This window comes from Micromonospora sp. C95 (genome assembly GCF_018070465.1).
In the GTDB taxonomy this organism is placed as follows: domain Bacteria; phylum Actinomycetota; class Actinomycetes; order Mycobacteriales; family Micromonosporaceae; genus Micromonospora.
Window position 1 is genome coordinate 348,993 of sequence record NZ_JAGPXT010000003.1, and the last position, 16,495, is coordinate 365,487.

Consider the following 16,495-nt stretch of genomic DNA (forward strand, 5'->3'; position numbering starts at 1 on the left):
TGCGTCACGTTGCGTGATCCCCGGACGGCACTCGACGCGCGGTCTTGCCGATGTGCGTGTGCCCAGTCCGCCTCCGCGACCGGAACCGGAAGCACTCGGTGCGGTGTAGGCGACTGTGGCTACCTACGGGCCGGCGTGGCCACTACGATCTTCTCGCCTCTGGAGGTGAGCGTGCGAAGCCTGTACGACGAGATGCTGGCCGTCCTCGACGCGCCGCTTTCTTCTGTGATCGAGCCGCGGTCCCAGGTTCGAGAGTCGGTGCGGTCATCGGCCAATGGCACCTGCCCGAATCAGATCGCTCGGCGCTGCGGCTGTGGGGCCTGCCCGACGGACCGTTGCTGCGCCCGACGCCGCAAGCTGGCTCACGTCCCACGTTGACCCCCAACGTCGCCGGTGAGCCAGAACGTCGGCTCATCTCGGCAGACCACAGGCTGTATCTGCTGGGCGTCTATGGCGCCGACTTTGATGCCAACCTCTCGATTCGAGTAGGGGCGGTCGCCGGCACCGGACGAGTCATGGGCATACGAGCACGGCCGATGACCACAGACGACCTCGCCGAACAGCTGCGCGCCTACCACCCGAACCTCTACCATCCGGCCGTCTGCTACTTCAACGCCTCTGTAGCGGCGTTCGTCGAGGTCGCCTGGCGCTGGCACGCGGCCGTCGAACTGCTCCGGGCACACCCCGATCCGCACTACACCGCGCCCCTCGAAGAGCACGAACAGCACCACGCCGAAGTCGAACGATCCTGCGCGACTTTCCTGACCCGAATGACGTCGCTTGACCCCACGCTAGACGACCGCGACCTCGGGTCGTTGTGGGTGGAGACCATCACCGACGACCTTTGAACCATCTGGGCGAGTACCCTGGCGCCAGCTCGGAACGCCCGCACATGCCGATGAGAGCGCACTCGATCTTTCGTCTCTTCGCGGCATCGTGACCCTGGAACGTTGCGCGCTGCCGGGGCCAGGAGCGGCGCGGGTGGCACGGCAAGCGACCATGAGAGGGTGACCGACGCCGCATCGCCTTCCTTGACTACTGTGATCGACCTCATCGATGGATACATGCATCGAGTGCTGAGGGGCAGAGAAGACCCGGTGGGGGTCGTCGAGGAGCTGAAGGCTGCGCTGGTCGAGCTGCTCCCCAGGGACGACGTGGGGAATGCCAGCGGGTTGTACAGCATCTACGCGGACTTGTCGGACATCGTCGACGGCTACCCGTTCGACTACGGCGATGGCACCGAGATGATCGCCCAACGGGAGATTCGCGACGCTGCCTGGGACTGGTTGAGCATTCCGCGCAATGCCGACGGGATGAAGAACTACGTCGACCGCTGGGCTGCGAGAGTCGCAGCCTTACCGACGACCGACGGAGGACGACCATTCCGCGGCACCTCTGGTCGGCTGGAAGGCGAATAGCACCTGGCAACTGCGACCCCGGTCCGGTCTCGCCGCGCGGCCGGAATCGCATCCGCTTATGCCGCTCCGGGTGGACTGGTGTTCATCGGCGGTGGTGACGCACGGTGATGTATGACTACCTCTTCTGCTTCCGCTTCCCCTGTCGTGCTGGCCGATCAACTCGTTGTGCGGGCCGCGGTGTCGGCCTTCCTGGGCCGCTACCGTGGCCAGACTCGCGTGCACACCGAGTCCGACCTACGCGTCTTCCTGCGCTGGTGCACCGACCACGGTCTGGACCCGCTGGCTGCGGTGCGGGTGGACATCGAACGGTACGTGCGCTGGCTGCAAGACATCCGCCGGTACCAACCCTCGACAGTGTCCCGCCGCCTGTCAGTCGTGGTCGGGTTCTACCGGGTCTGCGTCATCGACGCCATCCTGGAAGACTCGCCAGCCGACTACGTCCGCCGACCCACAGTCCCCGCCGAATCACCGACCCTCGGACTCGGACACCTCCAGTTCGAAGCCCTGATCACCACCGCCCGAAAGTCCTCGAACCCGAACGACTTCGCCCTGGTCGCCCTCCTGGGCCTACTCGGCCTGCGGATCTTCGAAGCCTGCGGATCGAACATCACCGACCTGGGCGAGGAACACGGCCACCGGGTGCTGCGCGTACGCGGCAAAGGCGGCAAGGTCGTCCTCGTCCCACTACCACCAGCGGTCGCCAGGGCCATCGACCGGGCCGTCGACGACCGCACCGCCGGGCCAATCCTGCGCAACATCCGTGGTGGGCGGATGGACCGGCACGCCGCCACCCGCCGACTCAAACACCTCGCCCACACGGCGGGCATCCGGATGCCGAGAATGCACCCCCACATGCTGCGCCACACCTTCGTCACGACCATGCTCGACGCCGGCGTCAGCCTCCGCGACGTGCAGATCGCCGCCCGCCACGCCGACCCGAGAACCACCATGCGCTACGACCGCGCCCGCAAGAACCTCGACCGCCACCCCAACTACATCCTCGCCGCCTACATGGCCTCCGGAACATGACCAGCCGCTCACGGCTCTGCCGATGAGCGGATGTGTCGGGGGCGCCTGATTTGGCGTCGCCCTTCGTGCTACATCATCCGGGTCGTCGCGGCGCATCCGTCCGGGTGTCAGGGATCCCCTGCAGTCGCGATGAGGCTCTTGTTTCGAACCACCGTTCATGCGGTGCCATGGTCGCTACACGGCGCACCGCCTTCGCCGGCGAGGCGTACACAGCGAGACGCTGTCGTCGTCGACTCCAGAGGTCTGCAGCTGCCTCAGGTCAGGATGGCCAAACTAACTCTTTATATGTAGAGTTTCAGTATGCCGCGGATACCGCACACCTCTCCGCAGACGCTGCTGCTGTTCAGCGCACTGCTGGTCGACCCCTCCCGATGGCGCTACGGCTATGACCTGAGTCGCGAGACCGGGCTGGCCTCCGGCACCCTCTACCCAATCCTGATGCGGCTGTCGCAGCAGAAACTGCTCGACGCCGACTGGCAGCCGTCCGACGAGCCGGGTCGTCCGCCGCGACACACATACCGGCTGACCGCCGACGGCGCAGCTCTCGCCCGCCAGCGCCTCGCCGCCGCAGCGGCCGACGCGCCAGCGCCGGCCACCCGGCTCGCTTTCGGGGCACGCTGATGACCGCGTCACGCGAGGTGGCCTCCGAACATGTGGTACGGAGGCTGGCTCGGTTCGCGCTCACCGTGGCAGTCCGAGGACGCCGCGCAAACGGCGGTCCGTGGGGCGAGGCCATCCTCGCCGAGTTCGCGCAGACCTGCGGACAGTGGGAGGCCATCCGCTGGGCATTCGGCGGCATCCGAGCCGCCCTGCAGGAACGCCGCGCCGCACACCGCGAGCTTCCCCGCCGGGTGCGGATCCGGCGCCGCGCGATCAGGTTCGTGTTGACCGCCGGTCTCGCGGCGTTCGTCCTCCAGCAGTGGGTGCTGACTTTCAGCTACCAGCCGTCCCCGGCGATGGCGCCGACCCTGCAGACCTCGGACTACTTCCTCAGCGACCGCATCGGCTTCCGGCTCATCGGGCTGGACCGCGGTGACATCGTGGTTTACCAACCGAGCGACGACCCGGGTGGTACCGCGATCCGCCGAGTGATCGGCCTACCCGGCGACCGGATCGACTGCCGCGCCGGTCTCGTTGTACGTAACGGCGCCGAGGTCGGCGAGCCGTACCTGCCAGCCGACTGCATCCCGACGATCGTCCCGGACGGCTCGGTCTATCTTCTCGCCGACAACCGCGCGATGGCCAACCAGACGGACCCGGTGGTCGATGCCGATCAGGTGCAGGGTCGGATGGTAGCCCGGCTGTGGAACGGCGGCCCGGAATCGTGGTTGGCCCCACCCGCACGGTCGGACACTCGCTGATCCGATCCGGCCCGCCGTTGAGCGACAACGGCGTGCGCCGACCGCACTCTCATGGCTTCACATCGCTGCCTGCTGCCGTCGACCTTGCGCCTGACACATTCGCAACACCAGCCGGCAACCGATGGCCCTCACCACGAGCGCCAACAACGCTATCCGTATCCTGCCGCCGTCCGCGCGGGTTTGGTGTCCCCGCAGGCCGTGGGTAATTGCTTGACCGGCCGAACGCTGCCGGATGCCGGTGAGGGGTATGGTCACAGGTGGCGCCGCCCGCGCGCCGTACCTCCTGACCGGCGACCACGCACGCCGGCGATGCGGAGGCGAAGGTGGCCTTCATGCCGTCGCGGAGCGTTAGTGGAAGCTGTCCATATCCAGCCGTAGGCAGCCGGACGGGGCGTTATTGCGGCGAGGCAGGCGGTCAGAAGACGTAGGACGTGTAGTTGTAGGGGCGGCCTCGTTCATAGATGGCACGCAACTGTGGTTGCCTGACCTCGGGCAGTCGGGCCAGAACGCTGAGGAAGATGTGGCCGTCGGGCTCGAACCGGTAGCCCGGGAGCAGTGCCGGCAGGGCCTCCGGCGGGACCGGGGCCGACCGGCCGAGCGGCTTCGGGGTTTGGTGGAACGCGAGGTGCCGCCAGCTGTCCCAGGCCAGCGGGACCGGTTTCGTCGGCGGGGCTACCGGCCAGGGTTCGCCGGTCTGTGGATGTTCCGGGATGAGGGCGAAGTCCCCGTCGGGGTCCGGAAGGCCGGGCCCGGCCAGGACGAGGGTGCGCTCCGGTCTCGTGCCGACCGGGCCGACGAGACGGCCGAGAGTGGACCGGAAGACCTCGGCAACCTGGTGTTCCGGGATCAGGATCGGGTCGCCGCCCGAGGCCGCCAGTAAGTGTGCCAGCGCCGAGGCTGCGGTGGCCGCCCACATCGGGTGCCAGCCGCCGCCCGGTTCGGACGGCGGGATACCGGGCCGCTGGTCGATCAGGTCCGCCCAGTCGAGTACCGGGTGTGGGCCGGGACCGTCCTCGATTACGCGGGTGGTGCGCGGGTCCAGCCAGATCGCCTGCCGCAGTCCACAGTCGTCGATCCGGATGGCCACCGGTGTGCCGCAGGTGAGGCAGACCATGTTGGGCTCGCCGCCGTCGAGGCCACAGCACCCGGAGTCGCCGACCCGTGCCAGGTCGATAACGGCGCCGCGGACGTCCCCCGGGGCGAGCAACACCCGGTCGACCGGCCCGGCGGAGATGCTGAACCTGGGCGCGTACCAGCCGAGCGTCTCGGCCTCACCGGCTTCTAGTTCGGCCCACCGGCGCCATGGCGGGCCAGAGGGCAGCGGATTCACCGCGAACGTGCCCGGCTCCAGTGCCGGCGCAAGCGATCCCGGCCCGTTCCCGTACTTTTGGTCCGCGTGGACGGGCAGCGCCACCCTCGACAGCGGAACCGTCAGAGTGGCGTCGCAGCTCCTGCAGCCGAAAACCGTCATGTATCCCCCGCTTGGCCACTGACGCGCCTAGATGATCGGCCCAGCTCGCCGGCCGCGCTGGTAGAAACGAGCCATGGTCGTGAGCATAGATCCACTCGTGCGCGGATCTGGCAGACCGGGCGTCACGGAGCGCAGCCGCTGCCCATGGGCAGGCGCGAGGACACGCCCGAGAAGGGTGCGACCATCGTTCAGTGTTGGTGCGGTCAGTGCGTTCGTTGCGCCACGAACACGTACTCTCGCCCAGGACGGTCTGGGGCCTCGCGGACGTCGATGGTGGTGAAACCGCTGGTCACCAGGGTCTCCTCAACCTCTGCTCGACTGCGGAACCTGAGGGTGGAGTCCGACTCCACTGAGAAGCCGTCAGAGGCGAAGGTGTACGTGTACCGGAAGGAGACATAGGGCAGCGCCACCCTGGTGACTTCCATGCGCCGTTCGACCTCACCGATGCCGGGAAGGTTTCGGGTGTCGGGGTCAGTGTCGACGACCCATTCCTCCCAGGCGCGGCGCTGCGGGCGTCTCGTCTCGAACACGAGGTGGCCGCCGTCGCGTAGCGCGCCATGAATGCCCCGGAGTGTCGCGCTCCAGTCGTCGTCGTGAAGGAAGACTTGAGCCACGTTGCCGGTCATCAGCGCGATGTCAGCTGACAGCGCGGGGAGCGTCGTGGCATCCCCGTGGAGCCAGGTGACCGATGCGGCGCCGGGTTTGGATACCGCCGCCTCGAGGGAGGCAGCGGCGGGATCAACGCCGGTTACATGTCGTCCACTTCTCGCTAGCAGGATGGCCAGGGATCCGGTACCGCATCCGATGTCGAGCACGTATCGGGCGTCGAACTCGTCGACGATGCGAAGATATGCGTCGAGATCTGCGCGGTCGCCATCGAACGCATCGTAGACAGGCGCGAGGCGCGGGTGGGCAAAGATCGCGTCGGGCATGGCACAGAACCGTAGCGATACGGAATGTCCGAGACCAGCAATAATCGACGCGGTTGCGATACCGCTCATGCCGCACCGAACGCGGCGGCCTGATGTACTGCGTTACCGCTTCTGTGCTCGGTACTCCCGGAGCAGCGCCGTGATCTTGGCGTAGTTGCGGGCGCCGTTCAGCTCATTGAGCAACTCGTCTGGGCACAGCTCATAAAGGTCGCCCCACCACCGGCGAGCCCGGTTGTCCCAGATCCGGTAGCCGCCGTCAACGCCCCTCGCCACGTACCTTCGCCTCGCCACCGGTGGCAAGGTAGCAACGTCGTTACCCGACTGCATGCGGTTTGCGGCCGCCCAGTTCGGCACACTGATCGGCTGCTGGTCGCGCTTTGGCTGGTCGAAGCTTGGACGGTAGTGGGTTTAGCGTGGCCGGATGCTTGACCTGAGCAGGTTAGATCTGGAGGAGATCGCTACCGTGATCGAGGACCAGACGGACTACGAGCACCGATGGCTGATCAACCCGCGAACCGGTGAGATCGTATTCTGGACGACGGACGGGGCGTCGACGGGCATACGCCGGTTGACCTTGACGACCTCGACCTGGTGGGCATCGACCCGCTGCCGTCCTCCGTGTGGTACCAGGACATGGCCGACTTCGCGGAGAGGATCAGTGACGCGGCGGTTGGCCACAGACTCGCGCGAGCGATCCAGGGCCGGGGTGCCTTCCGCCGGTTCAAGAACGAGTTACACGAGGAGTACCCGCACCTGCTGCCGGCGTGGCACGCCTTCCGCGACGTGCGCTCACGGCGGCGGGCGGTGAAATGGCTGGTCGACAACTCGCTGATCGACCACGAAACGGGCGAGCGTGTCATGGTTGGACACCCGAATCCCGACCTTCCCTGAGCTGGCGCCTGCGCCGCAACGTCCCCGACGACGACGAACGCATGCGCCTGCCGCTGGTGCTTGCCGTCGCTCGCCCGCTGCATACACGTGGGCGTTACTGCGAGTATTCGGCGTGGTGATCTTCGACAGCCTGTACCTGATCACCGGCCGATCGGGGTTTTCCGTGGCAGCCGGGTACATGATCGCGGCGGGAATCATTGGTGGGCTCGTCGCGGCGCTGTTCGGTTTCCTGGACTTGCGTGTGATCAGCGGGCTGCTGCGCGCCCGCGCCGACAACCGGCATCCCGATGGGCTGACCTTGATGCTCAGCTTCGCCGGCGTCGCTCTGGCCGGCGTCACCGGATGGCTTGCTGACGAGATGGTCGAGCGGCTGGGGGTTGGCGTGGACGACGGTGCCAACGTGAACGCGCCGAGTTCACTGACCCACAAACATGTCTGACTCCCGCAGGGCGGCGGGTCCACCACCATCCAGAACCACGGGCAGGCAGCAGGCCAGGCGCGGCTGAATGCCCACCCGATGACGTGGTATGGCGGCGGAGAGCGCGGGTGGTGGGCAGGTGAAGGACTTGTGGAAGCTGTTCGTTCCTGACACGCCGCTGTGGGAGATCGCCCTGCGGGGCAGTGTGATCTACCTGTCGATCTTCTTCCTCCTGCGCGTCCTGCACAAGCGGGAGAGCGGCAGCACCGGCGTCACGGATCTGCTGGTCATCGTGCTGATCGCCGACGCCGCGCAGAACGCGATGGCCGACGACTACACGTCGATCGCCGACGGGGTACTGCTGGTGTCGGTGATCATCGGCTGGGCGTACCTCCTCGACGCGATCGCCTACCGCTGGCCCGCCGCCGCGCGGATCATCAATCCCAAGTCCCTGGTGCTGGTGCGAGACGGCCGCATGCTGCGCCGGAACATGCGTCGTGAGCTGATCACCGAGGATGAGCTGTACAGCCAGCTCCGCCGGCAGGGCATCGAGCGTCTGGACGACGTCAAGGAGGTACGAATCGAGTCCGAAGCCAACTTCAGCGTCATTTCCCGCAACACCCACAAGCCCTCGCGACCGGACGTCGGCTGACGCCGTTCGCACCCAGCCCGTGGCGAACTGGCGGACGGTTGCGGACACGATGACCGCCAGCGTGATCAAGAGCACGAAGAGACCTCTCCGCGGAGGTAGTGCGGCGGTGAAGGCGTGTACCTGTTAGTGGGTCTTGGGGACCGCGTGCTACGTAGCGTCATGTCGAGCTGGCCCGGATGCCGGCCGGACGCCGGTAAGCGGACGTAACGACCGTCTGTATGGCGAGCCGGACGCCGTCATGGACGCCCGCCCGCGATCTCGGCGTCGCTCCGAAGAATGCAGAACTCGTTGCCTTCCGGATCGGCAAGGACAACCCATCCCGTTCCGTCGGCATTGCGACGGTCGGTTACGACGGCCGCGCCGAGCTCGGTCAGCCGCGCCAGTTCCGCGTCGCGGGTGCCGTCGACGGGACGCAAGTCGAGATGGATCCTGTTCTTGACCTGCTTTATGTCCGCCACCTCGATGAAGAGCAGGCGGTGCCGCCCGTCACGGGAGTAGATCATGCATTCCTCTTGGCCGGGCTCGTTTGGATCGTCCGGGTCCTCGCTGTAGTCGAGAACGACTTGCCACCAACGAGACAAGGCAAAGGCGTCGGCGCAGTCCACGGTGGTGTGGGAAACGTAGGAGGTCACCACTGGATTATCGCAAGGCCAACGCTGTACGCGCCGCGAGCGCACGTTCATACGGCTGTCCCGCTGGCGTGGTTCACGCTACGAGAGACCGGCGAGCGCCGCACCGCACACGCGGGTAGGGTTCCGCGAGCCAGGGTGATGGACCTGATCGTCGCGGGGCCGCACACAAAGGCGACCGGACCTGCCGCCGCTCGGGCGTTACAGTGCGTGACGGACGGACGACGGCGACAGGCGCGTTCGTAGCCGATAACCGTGCGTCGGGCCGAGGTAGGCCGCGAACCGGTACATCGTCGCCGTGGGTGACGGCGATGCTGATCGTCAACTTCCCGGACGTAGCCGAAATCTTCACCCCTAGCCGGACGGCCACACCGACTCGTGACTGTAGAACTTCACAAAGTTTCTGCTAAAGAATTGCCAGCGCGAGGGTTTCTGTTACCAACAGGTAGCCGCGACCATCCTCCTATGGGAAGAGACGAAGATCACGTCAGTCGTTCGGTCGACTGCTTCGACAGAACCGGCCGACGTCTGTTCATTCTCGGAGTACTGCTTCTGGTCATGCTTGGTCTCGTCGCCGTGCCGCTAGCCCTGGCTGTGCATACAGGACTGCCGGCTCTCATCGAGAAAAGTGGTGGCGGACCACTGCTTGCGGGGACCCTCGCAAGTTTGGGTGTTGCTGTAGCAGGGATCTTCTCTGGTGCTGGTCGAATGCTTCGAGCGATACCTGCGATCCTCCAAGCACGCAATGATCACCCAGCCTTGCCCACGAAGGACGGACGCTTACTGAAGAGCAATACGGACAAGCTCGGTATCGGCGCCGGCGTTCGTCGTTGAGCCTGCGGTTCTCGCCCTGACTGCACTCGGCAGTCAATAGCCAGCCTCGCGGGCCGACTCGGCCGCGTAGAGGAGGGCTGCGATGTGCTCCGCACGGCCCATGTATCGATTATTGAGATTCCTTCCCAACAAGCAGGCCGCCATCGCCGCAGGGCCGCCGACGGCCCATCCTGATCTGCCGCGGAGCGCTCGTCGCGGACGGTACTGCGGTGGGGTCGCTGGGGCTGGTTGTGCCGATGAGCGTGTCAAGACGATCATGTCGTTGCGGGGCGCCATGCTGTGCTGATGCGACGAGTTACGGTGCTCGGAAGCTGTGGCGCCTACCCGGAGCCGGGTAGGGCCTGCAGCGGTTTCCTGGTGGAATGGGACGGCTTCCGCCTCGTGCTTGACCTCGGCTACGCCGCCCTGCCGCGGCTGTTGGCTCACTGCCCCGACGTCGATGTGGACGCCGTCGTCATCACTCACGAACACCCCGACCACTGCATCGACCTGCACGGACTGTTCCGGATACGCCTCTACGGTGAAGGGGACGGCTCCAGGCTGCCGCTGTACTGCACGCCAGGTGTGTTGACTCGCCTCAGCGGTCTGGAACCCGAAGCCGACCTGCGTACCGTGTTCGACGTGCACGAGCTGCCCGGGATGTATCGCGTCGGTCCGTTCGAGCTTAGCGGCGTCCCGCTTCCCCACTATGTGCCCAACGTCGGTGTCCGTCTGCAGAACAACCAGGTCGCGCTCGCCTACACCGGCGACACCGGGCCAGACCCGCTTCTGGCGGAACTTGGTCGGAACAGCGACCTGTACATCGTTGACGCCACCGACCGGAAAGGCGAGCCGCAACAGCCCCACCGCAACCTTCTTACTTCCGAGGAAGCAGGACACTGGGCCACCCAGGCCGGCGCGCGCAGACTGCTGCTCACCCACTTCTGGCCAGGCAACGATCGGGCTGCCTCGGCGGCCGCGGCCCGGTCGGCCTTCGGCGGCGAAGTACTCATCGCCGATGAAGACCTCGTTGTCCCACTCGGCCCAACCTGATCCTCGATCGACCCTCTTCTCGCCGCGGAAGCAGATGGTGTCATCGCCCGGTCGCACCGGGCGGCCTTCGGCGGGCCGCCTGCGAGATTGGGACCCGTGCGGTTGGAGGAGGCAGGCGGAGTGGCGTGCTGCGGCTTCCCCCATGCCGGTCAAGTCTCCGTTACTAGCCGGTTTTCCCAGGCCCAGGCGGCGATCTCGGTGCGGTTTCGTAGCTGCAGCTTGTCCTGAATGTTGGCCACATGGGTCTTCACGGTGCTCAGCGAGATGAACAGCTCTTGCGCGATCTCCTGGTTTGTGCGCCCCCGGGCGAGGCACTTGATCAGTTCGATCTCGCGGTCGGTCAGCGATGGGGCAGGCCGGCGCGGTGACCACGGCGCGATCGGCCCGAACTGTTTCAGCAGCCGCATCGTGATCGATGGCGCCACCATCGCGTCTCCGGCGTGCGCGGCCCGCACCGCCTCGGCTAGCAGAGCCGGTCCCGAGTCCTTGAGGATGAACCCGACCGCCCCCGCCCGGAGTGCGCTGTACACGTACTCGTCCAAGTCGAAGGTCGTGATGATCACGACCCGCAGTGGGTCGCGCACGGCCGAACCGGCGAGTGCGCGGGTCACGTCGAGGCCATCCAACCGCGGCATCTGGATGTCCACCAGGCAGACGTCCGGGCGAAGTTCCCGGGCGAGGCTGATCGCCTCCGGGCCGTCGGCGGCCTCTCCGACCACCGTGATGTCCGACTGGCTCTCCAACAGCAGCCGAAGCCCTTGGCGGACGATCGCCTGGTCCTCGGCGACGAGCACCCGGATGGTCATGACACTCCTGGTGCGGGGATGGTGGCCTCAACGGTCCAGCCGGTGGGCGTGCCCGGACCGGCGCTCAGCTCACCGCCGAGGGCGGCCGCCCGCTCGCGCATCCCGACCAGGCCGTGGCCGTCCGGGCGGGCGGAAAGGCCGGGCTGTCCGTCGTCGGCAATGCGCAGTCGGACGGTCCGCTCATCGTGGGCCAGCGTCACGCTGACGGTACGGGCGTCGCGAGCGTGCTGGGCCACGTTGGTCAGGGCCTCCTGCACGATCCGGTAGATGCCGATGGTGGCCTCCGGTGGCCAGTCTGTCGGCACGGGACCGTCGGGCAGGTCGAGCCGCGCGCGGATGCCGGTGCCGCCGAAGCGATCTACCAGATCGGCCAGCGAATCCGGCACCGGTGCGACCGACGGCTCGTCGTCCCGAAGTAGCCGCACCACCTGCCGCAGCGAGGTGAGCGCTTGAGTACCAGCCGTCTCAATCTCGGTCAGGGCCGCCCGGAGCGCGGGCGGGTCGGCATCGGTGACGAGCTGCGCGACCTGGGCCTGGATGATCAGGCCGGTCAGGTGGTGAGCCGCGACATCGTGCAGGTCGCGGGCCAGGGCCAGGCGCTCGGTACGCCGTACCCCGTCGATCATCGCCCGCCGCCGCGCGTCGCCGAGCCGCCGCCACAGGCCCACCATGACCGCGACCGCCCAGCCAACCACCATGATCAGCGTGGCCGTCCGCGCGTTCGGGATGCCCTGGGCCAGGTAGGTCGCGTACCGCTCGATGGTGCCGACGGCGACCACCCCGGAACCGGCGACCACCGCGACGGCACCGGCCGGACTGGGCAGGAAGCGCACCGCGGAGGCGACCACCACCAGCAGCGCCAGGCAGGCGATCGGTGCGGGCTGCCCCTGCCGCTCGGTCTGCCAGTCGATCAACTCGGCGGCCGCGCACAAGACGATCGCGGCAGCCCCCGCCCGAGCGGGGAACCGCCGTCGCAGCAGCGCCGCCGCGCACACCGCCGCGGTGATCAGCACCAGCCCTGCGCCCACCGGCCAGGCCGGGCGGCGGCTCAGCACCACCACCACCTCAAGGGCGAGACCGGCGGCGAGCAGCACCCCGAACGCGGCCTCGACCAGCCTGCCCGGCACGCCCGCCCGACGGAGGCCGGTGCGCCTGCCGGCAGAAATCATGAGGCCTCGCATGCTCGATCCAGGGCGGCGCCTGGTCATCGCCACCGTCGCAGCGGTGGCCTCTGCCACCACGTCACCCAGCGCCACAGCCACTCGACCGGGCCCTGGTGGCACCGGCGGAGCCAGAGTACCGACCACATCCACTGCATTAGGAGGACCGCCGCGGCGACCGCGACCATCCCGCCGACCGGCCAGCGGTCCGAGTCACCAACCACCACGGAGATCGCCAGCACCAGCACCGTCGCAGTCAGATAGTTCGTCAGCGCCATCCGCCCCAAAGGCCGGAACACGGCGGTCATCGGCCCGGCCAATCGCGTCCTGAGCAGCAGCAATATCCCGCACACGTAGGCGCCGGCGGTCAGCAGCCCGGCTGCCGGATAGGCGATCCTGAATGACGTGCTGTCCGGGTTCAACGCCCCGGCGCGCAGCTGGATCACCGTCGTGGGCACGGCGACAAGGGCAAAGATCAACCCCAGCAGCGCAGTGGGACGCGAACTCAGGTTGATTTTCGAGACCACCCCGTACCGAGTCAGTGCCGAACCGAGCAGGAACAGACCGGGAACCACCGAGTACCAGCCGCCGAGCAGAGTCACCGACAGCACGATGAGCACTCCGGCCGCGATCGCCACCACACGGCGCGGCACCCACGTGGTGGGTAGCAGGACCAGCAGGCCGAGCGTCGCGTAGACGGTGAGGATGTCACCCTCCCACAGCACCAGAAAGTGGAACAGGCCCACGGTCAGCAGCGCCAGCAGCCGGCGCAACAGCACCACTCGCGGTTGCCGGGCCCGCGCCTGCGCCGACTCCAGCAACAGCGAAAAGCCGACGCCGAACAGGAACGAGAAAATCGGGAAGAACCGCTGGTCGACCAGCAGATGCAGCACCGTCGCCGCGGTCGTCTCCGGTACGTGCCCAGTGCCGAGTTCACCGCCGCGGTGGGCGATCGGTTTCACGTTCGCCAACAGGATGCCGCACAGGGCGAAGCCCCGAAGCACATCGAGCGCGACGATGCGCTTCTGCGCCTGGTTCGCGGCGGGCCGAGGCCCGTCGACGTCTCCCAAACCATCCCACGACATGCCCAAAGCCTGGCCGAGCGACCGCCCCCACTCCTCGGCCACAAGTTCACGCCGGCACCCGAGCCGTCGTACTTCTGGCTATTCCCACCCGCCGCCCAAGATCGGGATGCCGCAACTCGGCTGCACGGATTTGCCGTGAGCCGCCCGCTACGTAGCGTCCTGCCGAGCTGGCCCGGGATCCGTCCGGACGTGCCGAGATGAGTGCCTCCCTGTTGGAGTCAAACGTTCAGTGGATTCGCGTGTGCGGGCTACCCCAGCAGCGATGTTGTCGTGCGGTCGTGGAGCGGTCAAAGCGTCGCGACGAGCCGGAACCGCTCCAGCACGGCTGGCGTGTCGTCGTTCACAGTGAAGCCCGGATTGCCCAGCCACCCTCGGTAGTCCATTCCGTGCCAGTACTCCTCGTGGCCAGCTCGCCAGGCGGCGACCGAGTCGTGCCCCTCGCCCTCGTCCCGGGCGTGGTCGAGGTCCACGTCGCCGAGGCGGCTGACACGCACCTCGGTCAGTTCGATCACCGCCACCCGGCGACCAACAGAATCGACCACCGCCGCTCGGGCACCCACGGCGGGTAGTGGTTCGCCTTCGATTTCGTAGTCTTGGAGCAGGCCGGTCGTGGTGGTCTTGGTCCCCTCGAGGACTGCAGCGACCAGCTTGTCGCGCAGCGGACCAGGGAAGGCGAACTCGAACGTGGGTAGATCTGCGGTCACTGGAGGAGACTAACGAGAGATGATCGCCGTCTGCGAGCCGATTGTGCGGTCCTTACGAGCAGTGTTGACGTCGCGGATCGACTCCCCGTGGCCAGCCGTCGTGACATGGCTGGCCACGACACACTCGATCTCCGGCGCTACACGCTCATGCCGCGAATCGCTCGCCGCGCAGTCCCTCGCGTCCGGCTCGGGCGACCGGACGCACGGTCGTGGCCGAGAAGAGTGTGTTGCCGCGAGTTCTCATTGCCGGCATCCGCTGTCCCGGCTCAGGGTGTAGTGGGTAAGCCGGCGCGGCACAGTGCTAGAGCGTCTCGAGCACCGCGCAAGGCTGCGATCACGTTGGGCGAGGGGCGCACGTGCACTTCAGGAAGATCTAGACCGGGGAATCCGTTGCTGATCGGGTAGGCCAGTTGTTCACGCCCGAGCCGGAATTGGGCGTCGATGCCGGTGCGGTTGCCGCGCGGGTCTTGGCGATGCCAGCGGCCCGCGAGGTATATGGCAACGAGGCCGTGCAGGAAGGGCTTTTCCCCGTCGGTCAGCTGTTGGCAGCACAACCCGGCCGGAACGCCACCGGCCCGGGCCACGGCCACCAGCAGGTGCGACCTGGCATAGCAGAGGCCGACGCCGGCGCTGAGCACCTCGCCTGCGGTGACGGTGATCCGCGGATCCTGGGCGTCCACGGAGTGCCGGATCCGGTCACGAACCCATGTGAAGGCGGCCCGCATGAAGTCGACATCGTCCGGATGCGCCGCGCGTAGTTCACCCCCTAATGCCCGCACTGCCGGATGGTCCACCTCGACGACCATGTCACCGCCCAGGTACTCCATCGGTTCCCCCGCGACCAGTTGCATAGCGGTCCCTTCCCCGCCGCTTGCCGGATCGAGGCTGCTCCATCGCGCCATGACCCGTCGCGTACGGTAAGTGCGCTATTCCACCGCAGCCACGCTTCGCCTGTCACCCTCATTCCCGGCCACGGCCACGGCCACGGCCACGGCCAGGGCCAGGGCAAGGCGCACTGATTTAGCCGCAATAGGTGCGACCCGGGCTGCGGGATAGAGGCACCTGGTGGTGGTCGCCGTGTGCGATCGGGTGGAACGATCAGGATCATGGCGTCGTTCCGGCTCATGCGGCAGACCAGCCGGTCCGTCCGATTCGCCCACGTCACCGTCGAGGTCGCTGCCGCCGGTCAGGCCGAGGTGAACGTCGCGGCAGTGGTCGGTGACGAGTTCCGGCACGAGGCCGAGCTGGGCGCTTGGTGGGCACTGGGGAGCCAGCCGGCGACGGTGGCGGTGACCGTGACCGAGGTGGTCGTGACCGAGGTCGACACCGGCGTCGGCGATGTGTATGAGGCCACAGCTCGTGCGGTGTGGCAGAGCCTGTCAGCCAAGGATCAGCGGTGGTACGTGGGATTCAGCGATCCGCGGATGGTCACCGCGTGGTTGACGGACATGGTCGGTCGACGGTTGGACCAGGTGACCGAGGCCCGTCACTGGCACGCGGGACAGCGCGGACCGGACGCCGAGAGCCTGCTACACGCATGGCTGTTCTTCGACCACGCACTCCCGATCCGCGTACACGGCCGCGGTGACCAGTTCCTACTGGCCGTAGAAGATCCGTACGGCTCCTACGACATGGGGCCGCACGGGCAAGCCGAGGTAAGCCCCGCCCAACACCCCGACGTGCTGTCCCGGTTCATCGGCGCCCGACTCACCGACGGTGCTGTGATCCTCGACCATCAAGGCTTGGACAGCAGTGGCCTCGTGTTGCGCTTCGACACCGGCGACCTGACCATCGCCACATTCGCCGACGAATGGATCCTGGCCCCCGGGACACCGCCAACCGCCCTCACCCGACACAGCACCGTCGGACCCTTCGTCCGCGGCGACCACCGGTAAGTCCAGGAATATCAGCATCGGTCGCAGCCGCCAAGATCAGCCACACTGTCATGCCGCGACCGGAGTGTCGGGCGGGTAGCGCGGGCGTACGTTGCGTGTCCGGCCTATCGCGCGGCTACCGGCCGGTGTTGGGCTATCCCGGTGGCGATAATTCCTTGGTGGGTCCGCTCTCCGATCT

General features: G+C 67.3%; 20 protein-coding genes. 11 read left to right on the forward strand and 9 right to left on the reverse strand.

What is annotated here, in order from left to right; genetic code table 11:
- The first annotated feature begins 50 nt into the window (after window positions 1-50).
- The 5 genes from KBX00_RS06200 (at window position 51) to lepB (ending at window position 3,808) form a co-directional block, all read left to right on the forward strand.
- Window positions 51-848 carry an SUKH-4 family immunity protein gene (locus KBX00_RS06200; RefSeq protein ID WP_301547462.1) on the forward strand — a complete coding sequence of 266 codons (798 nt, stop codon included), beginning with the start codon at window positions 51-53 and terminating at the stop codon, window positions 846-848.
- Window positions 849-1,007: 159 nt separating this feature from the next.
- Window positions 1,008-1,418, forward strand: a complete 411-nt coding sequence (locus tag KBX00_RS06205; RefSeq protein ID WP_210824123.1) for a hypothetical protein — start codon at window positions 1,008-1,010, stop codon at window positions 1,416-1,418.
- Window positions 1,419-1,529: 111 nt separating this feature from the next.
- On the forward strand, window positions 1,530-2,447 hold the full coding sequence (locus tag KBX00_RS06210; RefSeq protein ID WP_210824124.1) for a tyrosine-type recombinase/integrase: 918 nt from the start codon (window positions 1,530-1,532) through the stop codon (window positions 2,445-2,447).
- A 300-nt stretch (window positions 2,448-2,747) separates the two neighbouring features.
- A complete protein-coding gene (locus KBX00_RS06215; RefSeq protein ID WP_210824125.1) occupies window positions 2,748-3,068 on the forward strand; it encodes a PadR family transcriptional regulator in 321 nt (106 codons plus the stop codon).
- Window positions 3,068-3,808, forward strand: a complete 741-nt coding sequence (gene lepB, locus KBX00_RS06220; RefSeq protein ID WP_210824126.1) for a signal peptidase I — start codon at window positions 3,068-3,070, stop codon at window positions 3,806-3,808. Before KBX00_RS06215 ends, lepB begins: the two co-directional genes overlap by 1 nt.
- 415 nt (window positions 3,809-4,223) lie before the next feature.
- On the opposite strand, the gene KBX00_RS06225 is transcribed toward lepB, so the two are convergent.
- From KBX00_RS06225 to KBX00_RS06235, 3 genes are all read right to left on the reverse strand, one after another.
- Complete coding sequence (locus KBX00_RS06225) at window positions 4,224-5,279, reverse strand: hypothetical protein (protein WP_210824127.1); 1,056 nt, start codon at window positions 5,277-5,279, stop codon at window positions 4,224-4,226.
- Between the two features lie 203 nt (window positions 5,280-5,482).
- Complete coding sequence (locus KBX00_RS06230; protein ID WP_210824128.1) at window positions 5,483-6,211, reverse strand: bifunctional 2-polyprenyl-6-hydroxyphenol methylase/3-demethylubiquinol 3-O-methyltransferase UbiG; 729 nt, start codon at window positions 6,209-6,211, stop codon at window positions 5,483-5,485.
- A gap of 102 nt (window positions 6,212-6,313) precedes the next feature.
- Window positions 6,314-6,502 (reverse strand): hypothetical protein, encoded by a 189-nt coding sequence (locus tag KBX00_RS06235; RefSeq protein ID WP_210824129.1) that lies wholly within the window; start codon window positions 6,500-6,502, stop codon window positions 6,314-6,316.
- Between the two features lie 300 nt (window positions 6,503-6,802).
- On the opposite strand from KBX00_RS06235, the gene KBX00_RS06240 reads away from it, so the two are divergent.
- The 3 genes from KBX00_RS06240 to KBX00_RS06250 all read left to right on the forward strand — a co-directional run bounded on the left by KBX00_RS06240 (window position 6,803) and on the right by KBX00_RS06250 (window position 8,172).
- Complete coding sequence (locus tag KBX00_RS06240) at window positions 6,803-7,102, forward strand: UPF0158 family protein (protein ID WP_210824131.1); 300 nt, start codon at window positions 6,803-6,805, stop codon at window positions 7,100-7,102.
- 112 nt (window positions 7,103-7,214) lie between these two features.
- Window positions 7,215-7,541 carry a DUF2231 domain-containing protein gene (locus tag KBX00_RS06245; RefSeq protein ID WP_210824132.1) on the forward strand — a complete coding sequence of 109 codons (327 nt, stop codon included), beginning with the start codon at window positions 7,215-7,217 and terminating at the stop codon, window positions 7,539-7,541.
- Window positions 7,542-7,659: 118 nt separating this feature from the next.
- Complete coding sequence (locus tag KBX00_RS06250) at window positions 7,660-8,172, forward strand: YetF domain-containing protein (protein ID WP_307868159.1); 513 nt, start codon at window positions 7,660-7,662, stop codon at window positions 8,170-8,172.
- Window positions 8,173-8,408: 236 nt separating this feature from the next.
- Here KBX00_RS06250 and KBX00_RS06255 read toward each other — a convergent pair whose 3' ends face one another.
- Window positions 8,409-8,804, reverse strand: coding sequence for a VOC family protein (locus KBX00_RS06255; RefSeq protein WP_210824136.1), 396 nt, complete (start codon window positions 8,802-8,804; stop codon window positions 8,409-8,411).
- A 462-nt stretch (window positions 8,805-9,266) separates the two neighbouring features.
- On the opposite strand from KBX00_RS06255, the gene KBX00_RS06260 reads away from it, so the two are divergent.
- Together KBX00_RS06260 and KBX00_RS06265 are read left to right on the forward strand one after the other, a co-directional pair.
- Complete coding sequence (locus tag KBX00_RS06260) at window positions 9,267-9,635, forward strand: hypothetical protein (protein ID WP_210824138.1); 369 nt, start codon at window positions 9,267-9,269, stop codon at window positions 9,633-9,635.
- Between the two features lie 285 nt (window positions 9,636-9,920).
- The gene (locus KBX00_RS06265) at window positions 9,921-10,667 is read left to right on the forward strand and encodes an MBL fold metallo-hydrolase (RefSeq protein ID WP_210824140.1); all 747 of its coding nucleotides are present in this window, start codon (window positions 9,921-9,923) and stop codon (window positions 10,665-10,667) included.
- 149 nt (window positions 10,668-10,816) lie between these two features.
- Here the strand turns inward: KBX00_RS06265 and KBX00_RS06270 are convergent, their stop codons facing one another.
- The 5 genes from KBX00_RS06270 to KBX00_RS06290 all read right to left on the reverse strand — a co-directional run bounded on the left by KBX00_RS06270 (window position 10,817) and on the right by KBX00_RS06290 (window position 15,273).
- The gene (locus tag KBX00_RS06270) at window positions 10,817-11,473 is read right to left on the reverse strand and encodes a response regulator transcription factor (RefSeq protein ID WP_210824142.1); all 657 of its coding nucleotides are present in this window, start codon (window positions 11,471-11,473) and stop codon (window positions 10,817-10,819) included.
- Window positions 11,470-12,642 carry a sensor histidine kinase gene (locus KBX00_RS06275; protein WP_210824144.1) on the reverse strand — a complete coding sequence of 391 codons (1,173 nt, stop codon included), beginning with the start codon at window positions 12,640-12,642 and terminating at the stop codon, window positions 11,470-11,472. Before KBX00_RS06275 ends, KBX00_RS06270 begins: the two co-directional genes overlap by 4 nt.
- 35 nt (window positions 12,643-12,677) lie before the next feature.
- A complete protein-coding gene (locus KBX00_RS06280; protein WP_210824146.1) occupies window positions 12,678-13,718 on the reverse strand; it encodes a DUF418 domain-containing protein in 1,041 nt (346 codons plus the stop codon).
- A 287-nt stretch (window positions 13,719-14,005) separates the two neighbouring features.
- Entirely contained in the window at window positions 14,006-14,422 is a 417-nt protein-coding gene (locus KBX00_RS06285) for an ASCH domain-containing protein (RefSeq protein ID WP_210824148.1), read from the reverse strand.
- Between the two features lie 266 nt (window positions 14,423-14,688).
- A complete protein-coding gene (locus tag KBX00_RS06290; RefSeq protein WP_210824150.1) occupies window positions 14,689-15,273 on the reverse strand; it encodes a transglutaminase family protein in 585 nt (194 codons plus the stop codon).
- A gap of 255 nt (window positions 15,274-15,528) precedes the next feature.
- Between KBX00_RS06290 and KBX00_RS06295 the strand changes: the two genes are divergently transcribed.
- Window positions 15,529-16,317 (forward strand): hypothetical protein, encoded by a 789-nt coding sequence (locus tag KBX00_RS06295; protein WP_210824151.1) that lies wholly within the window; start codon window positions 15,529-15,531, stop codon window positions 16,315-16,317.
- Window positions 16,318-16,495 lie beyond the last annotated feature (178 nt).

What these genes read in the sequence shown, in the direction of transcription:
- KBX00_RS06265 (WP_210824140.1), top strand. Translation starts at nt 9,921, where the DNA reads ATGCGACGAGTTACGGTGCTCGGAAGCTGTGGCGCCTACCCGGAGCCG.
- KBX00_RS06210 (WP_210824124.1), top strand. Translation starts at nt 1,530, where the DNA reads ATGACTACCTCTTCTGCTTCCGCTTCCCCTGTCGTGCTGGCCGATCAA.
- KBX00_RS06280 (WP_210824146.1), bottom strand. Translation starts at nt 13,718, where the DNA reads ATGTCGTGGGATGGTTTGGGAGACGTCGACGGGCCTCGGCCCGCCGCG.
- KBX00_RS06230 (WP_210824128.1), bottom strand. Translation starts at nt 6,211, where the DNA reads ATGCCCGACGCGATCTTTGCCCACCCGCGCCTCGCGCCTGTCTACGAT.
- KBX00_RS06295 (WP_210824151.1), top strand. Translation starts at nt 15,529, where the DNA reads ATGGCGTCGTTCCGGCTCATGCGGCAGACCAGCCGGTCCGTCCGATTC.
- KBX00_RS06275 (WP_210824144.1), bottom strand. Translation starts at nt 12,642, where the DNA reads ATGATTTCTGCCGGCAGGCGCACCGGCCTCCGTCGGGCGGGCGTGCCG.
- KBX00_RS06290 (WP_210824150.1), bottom strand. Translation starts at nt 15,273, where the DNA reads ATGCAACTGGTCGCGGGGGAACCGATGGAGTACCTGGGCGGTGACATG.
- KBX00_RS06260 (WP_210824138.1), top strand. Translation starts at nt 9,267, where the DNA reads ATGGGAAGAGACGAAGATCACGTCAGTCGTTCGGTCGACTGCTTCGAC.
- lepB (WP_210824126.1), top strand. Translation starts at nt 3,068, where the DNA reads ATGACCGCGTCACGCGAGGTGGCCTCCGAACATGTGGTACGGAGGCTG.
- KBX00_RS06200 (WP_301547462.1), top strand. Translation starts at nt 51, where the DNA reads ATGTGCGTGTGCCCAGTCCGCCTCCGCGACCGGAACCGGAAGCACTCG.
- KBX00_RS06215 (WP_210824125.1), top strand. Translation starts at nt 2,748, where the DNA reads ATGCCGCGGATACCGCACACCTCTCCGCAGACGCTGCTGCTGTTCAGC.
- KBX00_RS06225 (WP_210824127.1), bottom strand. Translation starts at nt 5,279, where the DNA reads ATGACGGTTTTCGGCTGCAGGAGCTGCGACGCCACTCTGACGGTTCCG.
- KBX00_RS06270 (WP_210824142.1), bottom strand. Translation starts at nt 11,473, where the DNA reads ATGACCATCCGGGTGCTCGTCGCCGAGGACCAGGCGATCGTCCGCCAA.